14 protein-coding genes are annotated in these 15987 nt (G+C 62.2%); 9 read left to right on the top strand and 5 right to left on the bottom strand.

Going from position 1 to position 15987, the window contains the following annotated elements; translation table 11 throughout:
- The first annotated feature begins 1584 nt into the window (after positions 1 to 1584).
- On the top strand, positions 1585 to 1860 hold the full coding sequence (locus tag J1M87_RS20375; protein ID WP_206491368.1) for a DUF1801 domain-containing protein: 276 nt from the start codon (positions 1585 to 1587) through the stop codon (positions 1858 to 1860).
- Positions 1861 to 2021: 161 nt separating this feature from the next.
- Here J1M87_RS20375 and J1M87_RS20370 read toward each other — a convergent pair whose 3' ends face one another.
- From J1M87_RS20370 to rpmH, 5 genes are read right to left on the bottom strand one after another with little or no spacing between them, the layout of a single operon-like run.
- A complete protein-coding gene (locus tag J1M87_RS20370; protein WP_241257156.1) occupies positions 2022 to 2720 on the bottom strand; it encodes a R3H domain-containing nucleic acid-binding protein in 699 nt (232 codons plus the stop codon).
- Between the two features lie 25 nt (positions 2721 to 2745).
- A complete protein-coding gene (gene yidC, locus J1M87_RS20365) occupies positions 2746 to 3834 on the bottom strand; it encodes a membrane protein insertase YidC (protein WP_206491367.1) in 1089 nt (362 codons plus the stop codon).
- Positions 3835 to 3838: 4 nt separating this feature from the next.
- A complete protein-coding gene (yidD, locus tag J1M87_RS20360; protein WP_206491365.1) occupies positions 3839 to 4168 on the bottom strand; it encodes a membrane protein insertion efficiency factor YidD in 330 nt (109 codons plus the stop codon).
- On the bottom strand, positions 4165 to 4545 hold the full coding sequence (gene rnpA / locus J1M87_RS20355; protein WP_206491363.1) for a ribonuclease P protein component: 381 nt from the start codon (positions 4543 to 4545) through the stop codon (positions 4165 to 4167). Before rnpA ends, yidD begins: the two co-directional genes overlap by 4 nt.
- A gap of 30 nt (positions 4546 to 4575) precedes the next feature.
- The gene (rpmH, locus tag J1M87_RS20350) at positions 4576 to 4719 is read right to left on the bottom strand and encodes a 50S ribosomal protein L34 (protein ID WP_026347786.1); all 144 of its coding nucleotides are present in this window, start codon (positions 4717 to 4719) and stop codon (positions 4576 to 4578) included.
- A gap of 611 nt (positions 4720 to 5330) precedes the next feature.
- Between rpmH and dnaA the strand changes: the two genes are divergently transcribed.
- From dnaA to gyrB, 8 genes are all read left to right on the top strand, one after another.
- Positions 5331 to 6863, top strand: a complete 1533-nt coding sequence (gene dnaA / locus J1M87_RS20345; protein ID WP_206491361.1) for a chromosomal replication initiator protein DnaA — start codon at positions 5331 to 5333, stop codon at positions 6861 to 6863.
- Positions 6864 to 7459: 596 nt separating this feature from the next.
- Positions 7460 to 8644 carry a DNA polymerase III subunit beta gene (dnaN, locus tag J1M87_RS20340; protein WP_206491359.1) on the top strand — a complete coding sequence of 395 codons (1185 nt, stop codon included), beginning with the start codon at positions 7460 to 7462 and terminating at the stop codon, positions 8642 to 8644.
- Positions 8645 to 8740: 96 nt separating this feature from the next.
- Positions 8741 to 9667 carry a phosphogluconate dehydrogenase (NAD(+)-dependent, decarboxylating) gene (gnd, locus tag J1M87_RS20335; RefSeq protein WP_206491357.1) on the top strand — a complete coding sequence of 309 codons (927 nt, stop codon included), beginning with the start codon at positions 8741 to 8743 and terminating at the stop codon, positions 9665 to 9667.
- Positions 9668 to 10918, top strand: coding sequence for a DNA replication/repair protein RecF (recF, locus tag J1M87_RS20330; RefSeq protein ID WP_206491355.1), 1251 nt, complete (start codon positions 9668 to 9670; stop codon positions 10916 to 10918). It begins immediately after the preceding gene.
- Positions 10915 to 11475, top strand: a complete 561-nt coding sequence (locus J1M87_RS20325; protein ID WP_206491354.1) for a DUF721 family protein — start codon at positions 10915 to 10917, stop codon at positions 11473 to 11475. The genes recF and J1M87_RS20325 overlap by 4 nt, the downstream gene beginning before the upstream one ends.
- A 168-nt stretch (positions 11476 to 11643) precedes the next feature.
- Positions 11644 to 12561 carry a metal-dependent hydrolase gene (locus J1M87_RS20320; RefSeq protein WP_206491353.1) on the top strand — a complete coding sequence of 306 codons (918 nt, stop codon included), beginning with the start codon at positions 11644 to 11646 and terminating at the stop codon, positions 12559 to 12561.
- Positions 12558 to 13691, top strand: coding sequence for a PDR/VanB family oxidoreductase (locus J1M87_RS20315; protein WP_206491352.1), 1134 nt, complete (start codon positions 12558 to 12560; stop codon positions 13689 to 13691). The genes J1M87_RS20320 and J1M87_RS20315 overlap by 4 nt, the downstream gene beginning before the upstream one ends.
- Positions 13692 to 13945: 254 nt before the next feature.
- Positions 13946 to 15985, top strand: a complete 2040-nt coding sequence (gene gyrB / locus J1M87_RS20310; protein ID WP_206491351.1) for a DNA topoisomerase (ATP-hydrolyzing) subunit B — start codon at positions 13946 to 13948, stop codon at positions 15983 to 15985.
- Positions 15986 to 15987 lie beyond the last annotated feature (2 nt).

Raw genomic sequence — 15987 nt, 5'->3', positions numbered from 1 at the left:
GGGTCGATCGGGCGTTGGGCCGTTCCTCGGTCACATCGAGTACGAGTCGGCACTTACTCCCTATTCCGGTGATCGAGAAGTCCAGATGCCGACACCGGATCCCGATCGGACCTAGCGCTCACAGGTGTCGTATCACCCAGGCACAAGTTGCAGACCCGATCGTCGATCTCCACGGATCCGCATCAACACACGGATTCTGGGTTCCACGTTGCTACGCGCGCTAGGTCTGGTGACCGACGCCTTCGCCTCACTGTCGCGGTCGTCCTCTGTGAACGTTGCCGGCTCTGAGAAGATCTTCGGCATCAGGGGTCCTGAGTGGGAGACGGGTTGATCGCCGGCGAAGTCGACCCGGAACGGCCTCCTATCGGATGACCAACTGGCGCCACCCACGCGTCGCGACGCGATACAGCCCGGGCGGTTGCCGGTTCTAACGAAGCTGAAGTTCGGTGCGCCGACCGTTCCGACTCCAAGAACATCCGACTCCAAGCACGTCCGACTCCAAGCGCGTCCGACTCCGGGCACCTCGAACCCCGATCTCCTCCGACCGTGTCTTCATCCGGCTATGCACGACTGAACGAATCCCAGCGCATCGACGCCGAGACCGCGTACCCCCGACTAGCCGTCTGCCGTTGTTTCACGTGAAACTTCGTCCGGCCCGCTCGGCAACGGCGTCCCACTTCTGAACTCGAGACCGGCCTGGCTACCGTGACCGCGCGCCCACACAAAACTTGGCCGCCACCACCGGAGCGCACACACACGTCCTGTCAGAATCGCCGAACTGCGAGTCCACACACCAGCCCCCTCGAGTCGCTCGCCGATGCAATGCGAGCCACCTTCCCCGAGCAGATCCACGTCGCCGGGGGAGACGAGCCGAGGTCCTCGGTCAGCGTCGAATCCCCACAGCGGGATAGCCGCATCCCGCGTGGCATCGCGCACGGGATTGTGGCGTTGGAACCACAGCGTCGAACAACACAGCAGCCAAAGAACACAGCACCCGGGCATCACCCGCGCAGGCATCACCACACTGCCTGTGCAGCTCAGTTCTTGCGCGGACCCAGCAACCGATCGCTCTGCATAACCTCCCGCCACAGGTACAACGGAGAAGCACGTCCCGCACCGCGTGAACCCGGTCCGGGCCGTCCCCGCTTGCACAGCATGACGTACTGACGATCGAGGCTCAGACGACCAACAGATTCCGTCATAGCGTCCAACCGAAATCCATCGGGATTCACCGTGACGCGGGCCCGTTCGGTTCCATCGACCTTTCTGGTGTTTCACGTGAAACAACCGATCACTGACACTGTGTGAAACAAAAACTCCGAGGAAACTTGCCGTCACAGTGACGAAAAGACCTACTATTCGCATGTCCAGCGGATACGAGTCGAACAGAACAACATCAATGTAATTTTCCCCCGCCGTGATCTCCCGAATCAGCAAACAATCCACCATGACCCCGTCGAAGCGGCCTGGCCGCCGAGAGTGGGACCGCCCGGACGGTTCGGTAACGGGTGCCCGTTTCGAGAGGATTTTGAAAGTCTGCACCCGTTGCGACGCTGACCGTCGCGCAGTCCCCGACGGAGCGTGATGCGTCGAGTGCACGAGGTCATCGTCTCGGCTGCTCCTGAGTTAAGGCCGCGCATCTGGTACGGAATGCCTGCCTACGCCAAGTCAGCGAGCACGCCGGCACTGATCTCTTTGCGCAACGACGAACTGATGAATCTGAGCGTCACAGAAAAAGCGGCATTCGAGCCGGCCGGTGGCCCAGATGGCCTTCTTTCGCCGGCAGCGTGGTATCTCGACGACCTCGACGAGACCACCGAAGCACGCATCAGTGAGATCGTTCGCTCCGCGGTGCGATAGCACCCTTGCGGGCTCTGTTCGGGGTTCACCGAGCACCCACCGGGGCAGCCCCTGATACAACTGCTCCCCGGGAGTCGAGACTGTATTCACAGTCCAACTTCCGGGGAGCAGTTCGCAGTGAGGTCCGCCGACTTCAGAACACCACCGACTTCAGAACACCGTCACGCCTTGACGACGACGACCCGTCGGGATGGCTCGACGCCGGTGCTCTCGCTCGCGACGCCGTCGATCTTGGCGACCGCGTCGTGCACGATCTTCCGCTCGAAAGGAGTCATCGGAGTCAGCTCTTCGCGCTCACCCGATTCCAGCACACGCCGCGCGGCTTCCGCACCGAGGTTGCCGAGCTCGGTGCGCCGGCTCGCACGCCATCCGGCGACATCGAGCATCAGTTTGCTGCGCTCACCGGTCGACTGCTGAACGGCCAAACGGGTCAGTTCCTGCAGCGCATCGAGAACCTCGCCTTTGCGTCCGACGAGTTTGGCGAGATCGTCCCCGCCGTCGATGCTGACGATCGCCCGATCACCCTCCACATCGAGATCGATGTCTCCGTCGAAATCGAGGACGTCGAGCAGCTGCTCGAGGTAATCCCCGGCGATCTCACCTTCTTCGACCAGATAGTCCTCGTCGTCCTCGTCGTCGTCATCATCATCATCGGACGCCTGCACGCCGGCCTTCTGTCCGGTACTGGAGTCCGCGGCGACTGCAGCTGGTTCCTCGACCACGGAACTCTCGTCCGAATCCGCGTCGACCGCACTGAGCTGACCGGTCTCGACCATCACGTCATTCACTCCATCCCCGGAAACCGCATCGCCTGTGTTCTGTGCTTCGTCGTTCTGAGCTTCTTCTACGTCCGCTGCCATGTTCGTCCTTCTCTCGACGGGTCGGTCAGCGCCGCTTGCGCTTGGTCGACTTGTTCCGGTTCCCCTGCGGTCTCGGCTTGACCGGGGACGACGCGCCGCTGGAAGCACCCGAGGTGTCGCCACCGCTGGCCTTCGTGGCCTCGTCCGCCGGTGCCATCTTGGACAGCTTGGGGCGGGCACCCGGCTTCGGCTTGGCGGTCGATACCGGCTTCACACCGGGCTTCGGCGCATTTTCGGAACGCTTCTCGACTGCAGCGGCAGCCTTGGCTGCTTCCTCCCTGTCGATCTTTCCAAAGACCAAGTGCTGCTGAGCGTAGGTCCAGGTGTTGTTGCTCACCCAGTACAGCAGGATTGCGATCGGCAGAAGGGCACCGAACACCAGTACGCCGAGCGGGAACACGTACAGAGCCAGCTTGTTCATGATCGCAGACTGCGGGTTCGCCGCAGCAGCCGCGCTCTGGCGAGCCACGGAGGCGCGCGAGTTCAGGTGGGTCATGATCGCAGCAATGATCATCAGTGGGATCGACACAGCGGCGATGACCCACGTTTGCGGAATGGATGCGTTCGGGCCCACCGCGAAGGCGTCCAACTGCTGCTGAGGCATGGTGATCCACGCCGAGATCGGGGCGCCGAACAGTCGCGCGTCCAGGAACGACTGCACATCCGAGACATCGAAGGCGTAGTTGGCCAGCTGGCGGTTCTCCTCCGGGGTCAACCCCAGCTGACCGATACCGGTACCGGTCCGGTTGAACGACCGCAGCACATGGAACAAGCCGATGAACACAGGTGCCTGGGCCAACACCGGGAGGCAACCCATCAGGGGGTTGAACCCGTGTTCCTTCTGCAGCTTCTGCATCTCGACGGCCATTTTTTGCTTGTCTTTGCCGTACTTCTTCTGCAGCGCCTTGATCTGCGGCTGCAACTCCTGCATCTGCCGAGTGGTGCGCACCTGCTTGACGAAGGGCTTGTAGAGAATCAAGCGGAGCGTGAAGACGAGGAAGACGACGGACAGCGCCCAGGCGAAGCCGTTGCTGGGATCCTGGAACACAAAGCCGAACACCTTGTGCCACACCCAGAGAATCCAGGCAACCGGGTAGTAAATGAAGTCGAGCACGGCTCTATGTACTCCTCTGTTCTTCCACTCGCGCGAGATCGTGGTGTTGTTCAGGTTCGGTCAGCTCGGTGACGGTCGCGCGCCACCTACCGGGCTCGGGCACGGGGTCCCACCCTCCAGAGTGCCAGGGGGCACATTTGAGGAGACGGACGACTGCCAGCAACGAGCCCTTCACAATCCCATGTGCCTGCAGAGCATCGATGGCGTACTCACTGCAGGTGGGGAAGAAACGGCAGGTGGGAGGGCGCATCGGGGACACGTATGTCCGGTACAACCCGATGCAGCGGATGAGTGTACGAGCAGGGATGGAACGAAGGTTGCCCATGAATGTCATGACGGCGGACCCTTCGGAGCTTCGAGAAGACCGAGCTTCTTCATTCCTGATCGCAATTGAACGATTAACTGTGCCGAAGTCGCGTGCGCGGCGCCTGGCAGGGCACGAATCACTATGTCGGTGGACTCTGGGAGCTCACCGATGACCTCGCTACAGATATGCCGAAGCCGGCGCGCAACTCGATGACGAGTTACGGCCGGCCCGACTGCCTTACTGACGATCAATCCGAAGCGTGGACCCCGAATGGTCGATGCAATATCCGGTTCGTCACGCACAACAGCGTGGACGACCAGATCCGATCGACCCATTCGGCGTCCTCGACGCACCGCGACGGAGAAATCACGTGCTCGGTGTAGTCGATTCGGCTCAGGAAGCATCCCGAGCTCCAAGCTTCGGACGAACGGATATCAGGCTGTGAGTTCTTTACGGCCCTTGCCGCGACGTGCGGAAACGATTGCACGACCCGCACGGGTACGCATACGAAGACGGAAGCCATGAACGCGCGCGCGGCGGCGATTGTTCGGCTGGAACGTCCGCTTGCCCTTGGCCACGGTCAACACTCCTCGAGATTCGACGACGCCGATCGGTCGGCGCCTGCTGTAAAGGTTCTTCAGCGAGTTCGGATGAACTTGCTAGCCTCCCGAGCGAGTAATCCGAGTGAACACAGACTGTAAGCAGCCAGCAAGCATCGGCCACCTCGCTATTGGGTGACTGTTCGAGAGTACTGATCGAGCCATCGGTGGTCAAACTCGCTCCGCACCGGTCCACGTCGTCTTTCATGCACAGGCTTCGCCGATCGCCTCGCAGCCGGAACGTCGAATCGATTGCGATGGGTCCATGGCACGCAGTCACGTCCTCCGATCACAGGACAGACAATTGCCATCGGTGCAGGTCAGACTCATGGGATCGCCGTAGCACGGAGGGTCGAGCGAGGCGGCGTCACATCGGTGTCGTTTATCCACACCTGTGGATAATTGTGTGGAAACACAGTTCAGGTGGCATATTCGTACCTTGCGGGGTCCACCCACGGGCCCTGGTCTCGGCCGCAGCGACGCACGATCGACGACGTTATCCGAGAACGCGACGACGCGGGTGAAAACGGATGCGCGATATTCGTGCGTCGTGCCGCACGAGACCAACGCTTTACTACGGAGGAATCGACGTGAACGACGATCCAGATGCGCTCACGCGCATCTGGCCCGAGGTGGTCGCGGAACTCACATCCGACCGACACAGTGGGTCTCCGCTGACCAAGGGCCAGAAGGCTTGGCTCGCCCTGGTCGAACCTCTGACGTTGACGCAGGGATTCGCCTTGCTGGCGGTACCGTCGACCTTCGCTCAGGAAGCGATCGAACGAGACCTGCGAGAGCCGATTCTCGGTGCTCTCGGACGACACCTCGGCCAGGGTGTCGAGGGTCTCGGTGTCCGCATCTCCGCTCCCGAGGACGAGAAGGCCGATTCCGAGCGGTCCGCCTACCCCGACGCGGTCAGCTCGCCCACATACCGGCGGCGCATCCTGACCAGCCGAGACGACGAGCCTTCGGACTCCGAGACTGCCGATTACGAGGAAGTCGACGACGAGCGCGAAGCACTGGCCAGCGTCCAGAACTCGTGGCCCACCTACTTCACCAAGCCGCCCGAGTCCTCGCCGCCGTCGTCCGGCGCCAACAGCTTGAACGCGAAATACACCTTCGACACCTTCGTCATCGGTGCCTCCAATCGCTTCGCTCACGCCGCCGCGGTGGCCATCGCCGAAGCACCTGCTCGCGCCTACAACCCACTGTTCGTGTGGGGTGCATCGGGGCTGGGCAAGACGCACCTGCTGCACGCGGCGGGACACTATGCCCAGCGTCTGTTCCCGGGTATGCGGGTCAAGTACGTCTCCACCGAGGAGTTCACGAACGACTTCATCAACAGTCTTCGTGACGACCGCAAGGTGGCATTCAAACGCCGCTACCGCGAGACCGATGTATTGCTCGTCGACGACATTCAGTTCATCGAAGGCAAGGAAGGCATCCAGGAGGAGTTCTTCCACACCTTCAACACCCTGCACAACGCGAACAAGCAGATCGTCGTCTCCTCCGATCGGCCCCCGAAGCAGTTGGCGACGCTGGAGGAGCGGCTCCGCACGCGCTTCGAGTGGGGTCTGATCACCGATGTGCAACCACCCGAGCTCGAGACGCGTATCGCCATCCTGAGCAAGAAGGCTCGGATGGATCGACTCGATGTGCCCCATGATGTTCTCGAACTGATCGCCAGCCGCATCGAACGCAACATCCGTGAGCTCGAGGGCGCCCTCATTCGCGTGACGGCGTTCGCATCACTCAACGGCCAAGCTCTCGACCTGACGCTGGCGGAGGTGGTACTGCGTGATCTCATTCCCGATTCGTCGAGCCTGGACATCAACGCGGCCACGATCATGGCTGTCACGGCCGAGTACTTCAACACCTCCATCGAGGACCTCTGCGGCCCGGGAAAGGCCAGGGCATTGGCCATGGCCAGGCAGATAGCGATGTATCTCTGCCGCGAACTGACCGACCTGTCGTTGCCGAAGATCGGGCAGACGTTCGGTCGCGATCACACCACGGTGATGTACGCGGACAAGAAGATCCGCAAGGAGATGACCGAACGCCGTAAGGTCTACGACCAGGTTCAGGAGCTCACCGCACGGATCAAGCAGCGCTCCAAACGGTAGGGCTGATCGGCACCCCCACCGAGTGGACACGGCACCGAAACCCATCGCGGGTTCGGTGCCGTTGTGCGTTCACGGACGCGATCGCCGCCGATCTCCGGGACGATGTCGACCGCGATTTTTCAGGCACCAACCATTGATGCACACCTGTGGATAAGCATGTGGACAACATCGAAGTTCTGGGGATGGAGTGTGGGTGCCTGTGCACCGATGCGATTCGTCCACAGGCAGCCGGTTGTCAACCGCACATTGGTCCCGAGTTCATCCCCACGACACCACGCCCGGCCACCAGCACAGGACATGGTCCGTACACAGATTCCACAGGACCTACTAATACTTCTGTTTTCTCCTTGAAAGAACTTCTTTGAAAACAGGTGTTGGGGAACGATCCGTTCACAGGCTCTGCCGGATCCCCGAATTGCAGGTTCCGCGGATGCTGCGAGCTCGTGCCCGAGCTTTCAACTTCGCTTCCGAGGGCATACGGTGTGCTTGCGCTGGATGTGCCAGACTCGTCGTTGCATCGGTTCGAGCCGCAACGATCGAGGTTGCACGGCTGGCCGTGAAGACCGACGCCACCGAACGAGAGGAAATGCCGAGCGATGGAGCTTGGAAGTTTGAAGTTTCGCGTTGCTCGTGAAGATTTTTCCGATTCCGTGGCGTGGGTGGCCCGTAGCCTGCCCTCTCGCCCGCCCGTTCCTGTTCTCGGTGGAGTTCTTCTCGCCGCCGACGAGCAGGGGCTGACGGTTTCGGGATTCGACTACGAGGTCTCCGCGCAGGTCAAAGTATCGGCCGAAGTCGCCACCGCGGGCCGAGTCCTGGTCTCGGGCAAGCTACTTGCCGATATCACCAAGTCGCTGCCGAACAAGCCGGTCGACGTGACGGTCGATGGAACTCGGGTTCTGATCAACTGCGGGAGCGCGAAATTCTCGCTGCCGACGATGCCGGTCGAGGACTATCCGCAGCTCCCCGAGTTGCCCAGCCAAACCGGTTCGCTGGCAGGTGACGTGTTCTCGGAGGCCATCGCCCAGGTCGCCATCGCCGCAGGCAAGGACGACACGCTTCCGATGCTGACCGGTATCCGCGTCGAGATCGAGGGCACCAACGTCGTTCTCGCGGCCACCGATCGCTTCCGCCTGGCCGTTCGCCAGGTGGACTGGACCCCCGCTGGTGCCGACACGACCACCGCGGTGCTGATTCCGGCCAAGACCCTGTCCGAGTCGGCGAAGACTCTCGGCGGCAACGCCGGCTCGCCCGTCGAGCTCGCTCTCGGTTCGGGATCGTCCATCGGCAGCGACGGCCTGCTCGGCATCGTCAGCGACGGGCGCCGTACCACCACCCGCCTGCTCGACGCCGAATTCCCGAAGTTTCGTCAGTTGCTGCCCGCCGAGCACACCGCGGTGGCCACTCTCGAGATCGCGCCGCTCGTCGAGGCGATCAAGCGTGTTGCCCTCGTCGCCGAGCGCGGTGCCCAGGTGCGCCTCGAATTCAACTCCGAAGGGGTTCTGCTCTCCGCAGGCGGTGACGACGCAGGTCGCGCCGAGGAGGCTCTGCCCGCCGATTTCCAGGGCGAAGCACTGACCATCGCCTTCAACCCGGGATATCTGATCGACGGCCTGTCTTCGCTGCACAGCGACAAGGTCACCTTCGGGTTCACCACTCCGAGTCGGCCCGCCGTGTTGCGTCCGACCTCGGACGTCGAGCTCGTGGCCGACGATGCGGGCAAGTTCGCGGCGCCGGAATCGGAATACACCTACCTGCTGATGCCGGTCAGGCTGCCGGGCTGATCCCTTCCTGGTTACTGTTGAACGGGCGGGAGTTCCGCACCGGGTTCGTGGGTAACACCGCGAATCCCCACCTGACACAGACAAGGACGCCTCATCATGCAGCTGGGCTTGGTCGGTCTCGGAAAAATGGGCTTCAACATGCGCGAGAGGCTGCGCGAGCACGGGCACGAGGTGATCGGCTACGATCCGCGTCCCGAAGTGACGGACACTCCGTCGCTGGCAGGCCTGGCCGAGGCGCTCACGGCGCCTCGGGTGGTGTGGGTGATGGTTCCTTCCGGCAAGATCACTCGCGACACCGTGAATGGACTCGCCGATGTGCTCGAGCCGGGAGATCTGGTCATCGATGGCGGAAACTCGCGATTCACCGATGACAAGCCCAACGCAGAGCTGTTGGATGCCAAAGGAATCGGCTACATCGATGCCGGTGTGTCCGGTGGCGTCTGGGGACTGAAGAACGGCTACGGGTTGATGGTGGGTGGTCAGGACGATCACGTCGCCCGCGCGATGCCGATCTTCGACGCCTTGCGTCCCGAGGGCGAGCGCGCCGACGGTTTCGTCCACGCGGGGCCCGTCGGTGCCGGTCACTACTCGAAGATGGTGCACAACGGCATCGAATACGGATTGATGCAGGCATACGCCGAGGGATACGAGATCCTCGAGGCCGAAGAATTGGTGCAGGACGTGCAGGGAGTGCTGCGGGCCTGGAGCAAGGGCACGGTCGTGCGGTCGTGGCTACTCGATCTTCTGGTCGAGGCCCTCGGTCAGGATCCCGAGTTCAGTGAGATCTCCGGATACACCGAGGATTCCGGTGAGGGCCGGTGGACCGTCGAGGAAGCAATTCGGCATGCTGTTCCGGCTCCGGTGATCTCAGCGGCATTGTTCGCGAGATTCGCTTCCCGACAAGAGGATTCGCCCGCCATGAAGGCCGTTTCCGCGTTGCGCAATCAGTTCGGTGGTCACGCGGTCAAGAAGGCCGACGCGGACGAGACCCTGCGCGCGCCGGCGCCGAAGCACACCGAGTAAGTGTTCGTTCGCTCGCTGCAGCTCCACGATTTCCGATCCTGGGACGACGTCACGGTCGATCTGGGACCGGGATCGACCGTGTTCGTCGGACCGAACGGACACGGTAAGACGAACTTGCTCGAGTCGCTGAACTATCTGTCGACGCTGTCCTCGCACCGCGTGTCGACCGATGGGCCGATGATTCGGGCGGGTGCGTCCAACGCGGTGATCGGTAGTGCTGTGGTCAACCACGGCCGCGAGCTGATCATCGACGTGGAACTGCTCGACGGCAAGGCGAACAAGGCTCGGATGAATCGCTCGCCGGTGCGCCGTCCGCGCGAGATTCTGGGCGTGCTGCAGAGTGTGTTGTTCGCGCCGGAGGACCTGTCGTTGGTGCGCGGTGACCCCGGCGAGCGTCGCCGGTATCTGGACGAGTTGCTCACCACCCGGATACCTCGAATGGCTACTGTCCGTGCCGATTACGACAAAGTTCTCCGGCAGCGATCGGCATTGCTCAAGACCGCGAGTGGGTCTCTTCGGAGAGGTTCGGCATCGAGTGACGGTGCCAGTGCCCTCGCAACTCTCGATGTCTGGGATGGCCACCTGGCGGGGCATGGAGCTCGATTGCTCGCTGCGAGAATAGGTTTGGTGCACGAGCTGCTTCCCTTCGTGCAACAGGCCTACAGTTCGATCGCCCCGCAGTCCCGGCCGGCAGGTTTCGCTTATCGCTGCAGCCTTGCCGAGGCGCTACCACCGGAGTTCTCCGATCCCGATCGGGCGCCTGAGCCCGACGATATCGAGGTTCTGGAAGCTGCTTTCTTGCACCGGCTTTCGGTGATGCGGCAGCGTGAGATCGAGCGCGGAGTGTGTCTGGTCGGCCCGCATCGGGACGATCTCGAGTTGATGCTCGGTGATCAGCCGACGAAAGGCTTTGCCAGTCATGGCGAATCGTGGTCCTACGCATTGTCGTTGCGACTCGGATCGTTCGGGTTGTTGCGGGAGGACGGCACCGACCCTGTTCTGATGCTCGACGACGTGTTCGCCGAGCTGGATCGGAAACGGCGTGCCGCGTTGGCCACCGTTGCCGCCGGCGCCGAGCAGGTGCTGATCACCGCTGCGGTACCGGAGGACGTCCCACCCGAGCTCGAGGCGCGTCGCTACGGCGTCGAAGCCCAACAGGGATCGGAATCCGGTGCTGCAGGACGTATCTCGCGCATCACGGATCTGTCGAACAGCACCGTCGGTGCACTGTCCGAGGGCGAGGGCCGATGAACGACGAGATGGAGCCGGCAGAGCCGGAACAGACCCAGGAACTGAAAGGTGTCGATCTGGCGCGCCGTGCACTCGAGGATGCGCGTGCCGCGGCCAAGGCCAGTGGTAAGTCGGTGGGGCAGGGACGGTCCTCGCCCACAGGTGGGGTGCGTGCACTGCGGGGGCGTCGCCGACGGGGTTGGTCGGGAGCGGGTCCCGACGACCGGGATCCGCAGGCGCTGGGTGCGCTGGCGAACTCCATCGCGTCCAAGCGGGGTTGGTCGGCGAAGGTCTCCGAGGGTGCGGTGCTGGGGCGCTGGTCGAGTGTCGTCGGTGAGGACATTTCCGCCCATGCCGAACCCACGGGTCTGTCCGACGGAGTGCTGAGCATCTCTGCGGAGTCCACCGCGTGGGCGACGCAACTGAGACTGATGCAATCTCAGATCCTCGCCAAGATCGCCGCGGCGGTCGGTCACGGTGTGGTGACGTCACTTCGGATCACCGGACCGACGACTCAGAGCTGGAGGAAGGGTGAGCGGCACATTCGAGGAAGGGGCCCGCGGGATACGTACGGATAGTGACACGTACCAATGTCCCGTTCGCATCCCAGCTGGTCCAGGCGATCCTCAACAGACGTTGGGTGCTGTGTTGCTGTGACATGGTCTATGTGCGTAGCGTGATTCCCGACACGTAACGGTCGGGGGACCGATTACCTGTTCGGCGTGCCATCGGACGAGGAGATTTCAGTGTCTGCACCCACGAAGAAGACTTCGACAGCAGCCGTCGATGTCGACGGAACCCCCGAAGACAGAGTCGTTCTGCATGCTCGCAACGTCGAATTCGACTGGAAGACGCTGCCGCTGCACTACATGGACGGGAATCCTCTCGCGACCCATCTGATCAACGTGATGCACCTACTTCTCCCCGAAGGGGAGGAGTGGTTCGTGCGTACGTTCAAAGAAGCGCTGCCGCTCATTCACGACGACCAGCTCCGCGACGATGTCATCGGTTTCATCGGTCAGGAAGCCATGCACGCGCAAGCACACACCGAGGTCCACGATCAGCTCCGAGCACACGGCATCGATGTCGATCCGTACGTCGACCAGATGAAGTTTCTCTTCGGCCGAGCTCTCGGAAACAGATCCGGCCACGGCCAGAACAGCCTCGTCGAACGGCTCGCACTGATCGCCGCCGCCGAACATCTGACGGCGTTTCTGGGCGATTGGGTGCTCAATGCCACCGAACTGGACGAGGCCGACGTCGATCCGGCCATGTTGGACCTGTTGCGTTGGCACGGTGCCGAGGAGGTCGAACATCGTTCGGTCGCCTACGAGGTGATGCGGTACTTCGATGTTCGCCCGACCCGCCGAATCCGCACGTACGTCGTCATCGCACCGACTCTCGTGTGGTTCTGGGGACGTGGTGTTCGATTCCTCATGGATCGAGATCCGACGTTGGCGCACCTGTCTGCCAAGCAGCGCAAGCCGTCGTTCCGGGAATTTCGGAAGGTGACCAAGGCTGGGCTGTTTCCGAAGCCGATGGCGATCACGAAGGCCTCGTTGCGCTATTTCAAGAGCACGTACCACCCCTCCCAGGAAGGTTCGACGGCTCAGGCTGTGCGCTACCTGGCCACCTCGCCGGCAGCTCGGTCCGCCGATCGATGACCAAACGTGGGTTGCGCAGCAGGCTCGGCACCATGTCGAAGATGGTGGAGTCGTTTCGGGTCGGGCGCACCATTCCGAGGAACCTGTACGGCAGGGACGAGCCGGACCAGACCGTGTCTCTGGTGACCGATGCATTGGACAAGTGGTTCGCTCTCCTCGACGACGGCGACTACGACCCGTCGTTCGCGGCGCCTCCGGTCGTACGCACTCATGCGGCGACACTGATCTCGCGTGAGGTGCTGTGCGCCGACGAGGAAGTGGTGAAACTGACGTTCGCAGCCGTCGACGGATCGGCTCTTCCGGCGTGGGCGCCAGGAATGCACCTGGATTTCTATCTGCCGTCCGGACGTCGTCGGCAGTACTCGTTGTGCGGCGAACCCGATGCCGATACCTATTCCATCGCTGTCCGTCTGGTGCGCGACGGCGGCGGCGGATCGCCCGAGATGCACACCCTGCAAATCGGTGATGAAGTGGCAATTCGGGGTCCGCGCAACGGTTTTCCTTTCGTACCCTCCGAACATGCCGTGTTCGTGGCCGGCGGAATCGGGATCACCGCCATCATCTCGATGGTGCGTCGCGCCCGAGAGTGCGGGATGGACTGGCATCTCGTCTACTGCGGCCGCACCCGTGAATCGATGCCGTTCCTCGACGAGATCGAGAGCTGGGAACCCGATTGCGTGACCATAAGGACCGACGATGTGGACGGCATGCCGTCGAGCATGGATCTGCTCGGTAATGCCGTCTCGGGTGGTTCGGTGTACGTGTGTGGGCCACCCCCGATGATCGATCTGGTTCGGGCGTCGTTCGACTCGCTTTCGGCTACTCATCTGCATTTCGAGCGCTTCTCGCCACCGCCGGTGAAGAACGGTCGAGAATTCGAAGTGCAGCTCGTGGACTCCGGAGACATCATCACGGTCGGTTCGGAAGAGACTGCGCTGCATGCCATTCGGCGTCTCAAGCCGGACATCGCGTATTCGTGTCAACAGGGCTTCTGCGGTACCTGCCGGGTTCGAGTGCTGAGCGGAACACCGCAGCACCGCGAGAATCGACTCACGGCCGAGGAACAACGTCACGAGATGCTGATCTGCGTATCCCGTTCCGAAGGCGAACGGATTGTGCTCGATCTCTAGCCGAGCCGCAGGATTTACCCTCCATATTTGTCGTCCAGCATCGAAAAAATGCGTCTGTGGAGCATTCAGGGGCCTTTTAGGGGTGTCATCGTGCCCATGCTGTCAGTGGCAACCAGTACTATGGACCGGTACGAGAGAAGCCCGGAAAAACGCACGGACTCGGACTCGGTCGAGACGACCGTGCCCGCTCCTGCGGTAGCACCCTCAGGGGTGTGAGCGGGGTAGTGGACGCGTAGAAGGAGAACCAGCTAACCGTGGCTGCCCAGAAGTCAGGTAACGACGAGAACAGCAAGGACTACGGCGCTTCGTCCATCACGGTCCTCGAGGGACTGGAAGCAGTTCGTAAGAGGCCTGGTATGTACATCGGTTCCACCGGTGAGCGAGGCCTGCATCACCTGATCTGGGAGGTCGTCGACAACTCCGTGGACGAGGCCATGGCCGGCTACGCCTCCACCGTGGATGTGACCATCCACGAGGACGGAAGCGTCGAGGTCAAGGACGACGGTCGAGGAATTCCCGTCGCACTCCATGCCTCCGGAGTTCCCACCGTCGAGGTCGTCATGACCCAGCTCCACGCGGGCGGCAAGTTCGACTCCGACTCCTACGCGGTGTCCGGTGGCTTGCACGGTGTCGGTATCTCGGTGGTGAACGCGCTCTCGACCAAGGTCGAACTGACGATCTTGCCGCGCGACGGCAATGTGTATCAGCAGACGTACGACTACGCGAAGCCCGGTCCGTTGGAGATCGTGGGCAAAACGGACGGTCAGGGCACCACCGTTCGCTTCTGGCCGGACGGCAAGATCTTCGAGACACTCGACTTCAGCTTCGAGACCGTCCACCGCCGGTTGCAGGAGATGGCGTTCCTGAACAAGGGACTGACGATCAACTTCACCGACGAGCGGGTCGCAGCGACCGACGCGACCGAGGAAGAACTCGCCGAGACCGCCGAGGCACCCAAGACGGCCGAGGAGGAGCAGGCCGACGCGGCCGCCGCCAAGCCCGCCAAGGTCCGCAAGCGGACCTACCACTATCCCGACGGTCTGGTCGACTACGTCAAGCACATCAACCGAACCAAGACCGCTATCCACAACTCGGTCGTCGGGTTCACCGGTAAGGGTGAAGGCCACGAGGTCGAGATCGCCATGCAGTGGAATGCCGGCTACTCCGAGTCGGTGCACACATTCGCCAACACCATCAACACCCACGAGGGCGGTACCCACGAAGAGGGCTTCCGTACCGCGTTGACCTCCACGGTGAACAAGTACGCGATCGAGAAGAAGCTGGTGAAGGACGTCAAACTCACCGGCGACGACATCCGCGAGGGCCTGGCCGCAGTCATCTCCGTGCGCGTGGGCGAGCCGCAGTTCGAGGGCCAGACCAAGACCAAACTCGGTAACACCGAGATCCGCTCGTTCGTCCTCAAGGCGTGCAACGAGCATCTCTCGCACTGGTTCGAGTCGAATCCGGCCGATGCCAAGACCATCATCAACAAGGCGGTGTCCTCCGCACAGGCTCGGATGGCCGCGCGTAAGGCACGAGAGATGGTGCGCCGCAAGAGCGCAACCGATATCGGTGGACTGCCCGGCAAGCTCGCCGATTGCCGCTCCAACGACCCGAGCAAATCCGAGATCTACATCGTGGAGGGCGACTCCGCAGGCGGTTCGGCCAAGTCGGGTCGAGACTCGATGTTCCAGGCGATCCTGCCGCTGCGCGGAAAGATCATCAACGTCGAGAAGGCCCGGATCGACCGTGTCCTCAAGAACAACGAGGTCCAGGCCATCATCACGGCCTTCGGCACCGGCATCCACGACGAATTCGACATCACCAAACTGCGCTATCACAAGATCGTGCTGATGGCCGATGCCGATGTCGACGGTCAGCACATCTCGACGCTGCTGATGACGTTGCTCTTCCGATTCATGCGACCGTTGATCGAGAACGGCCACGTGTACCTGGCCATGCCGCCGCTGTACAAGCTCAAGTGGAGCCGCGGCGAACCGGACTTCGCATACTCCGATCGTGAGCGCGACGGGTTGCTCGAGGCCGGCCTGGCCAACAAGCGCAAGATCAACGTCGAAGACGGCGTCCAGCGCTACAAGGGCCTCGGTGAGATGAATGCCAAGGAGCTGTGGGAAACCACCATGGACCCGTCCGTGCGAGTGCTTCGGCTGGTGACGCTCGACGATGCGGCCGCTGCGGACGAACTGTTCAGTGTGCTGATGGGCGAGGACGTGTCCGCACGCCGCAGCTTCATCGCGCGCAACGCGAAAGATGTTCGCTTTCTTGACGTTTAGTT

The sequence above is a fragment of the Rhodococcus sp. KRD162 genome, from assembly GCF_017168335.1.
Taxonomy (GTDB): Bacteria; Actinomycetota; Actinomycetes; order Mycobacteriales; family Mycobacteriaceae; genus Rhodococcoides.
Note: the sequence above shows the minus strand (reverse complement) of the source record. Positions and strands in the feature narration are given on the sequence as shown.

Coding starts and splice junctions, on each gene's coding strand:
- J1M87_RS20375 (WP_206491368.1), top strand. CDS start 1,585: ATGCGTCGAGTGCACGAGGTCATCGTCTCGGCTGCTCCTGAGTTAAGG.
- J1M87_RS20370 (WP_241257156.1), bottom strand. CDS start 2,720: ATGGCAGCGGACGTAGAAGAAGCTCAGAACGACGAAGCACAGAACACA.
- yidD (WP_206491365.1), bottom strand. CDS start 4,168: ATGACATTCATGGGCAACCTTCGTTCCATCCCTGCTCGTACACTCATC.
- rnpA (WP_206491363.1), bottom strand. CDS start 4,545: ATGCTTCCTGAGCCGAATCGACTACACCGAGCACGTGATTTCTCCGTC.
- dnaN (WP_206491359.1), top strand. CDS start 7,460: ATGGAGCTTGGAAGTTTGAAGTTTCGCGTTGCTCGTGAAGATTTTTCC.
- gnd (WP_206491357.1), top strand. CDS start 8,741: ATGCAGCTGGGCTTGGTCGGTCTCGGAAAAATGGGCTTCAACATGCGC.
- J1M87_RS20325 (WP_206491354.1), top strand. CDS start 10,915: ATGAACGACGAGATGGAGCCGGCAGAGCCGGAACAGACCCAGGAACTG.
- J1M87_RS20315 (WP_206491352.1), top strand. CDS start 12,558: ATGACCAAACGTGGGTTGCGCAGCAGGCTCGGCACCATGTCGAAGATG.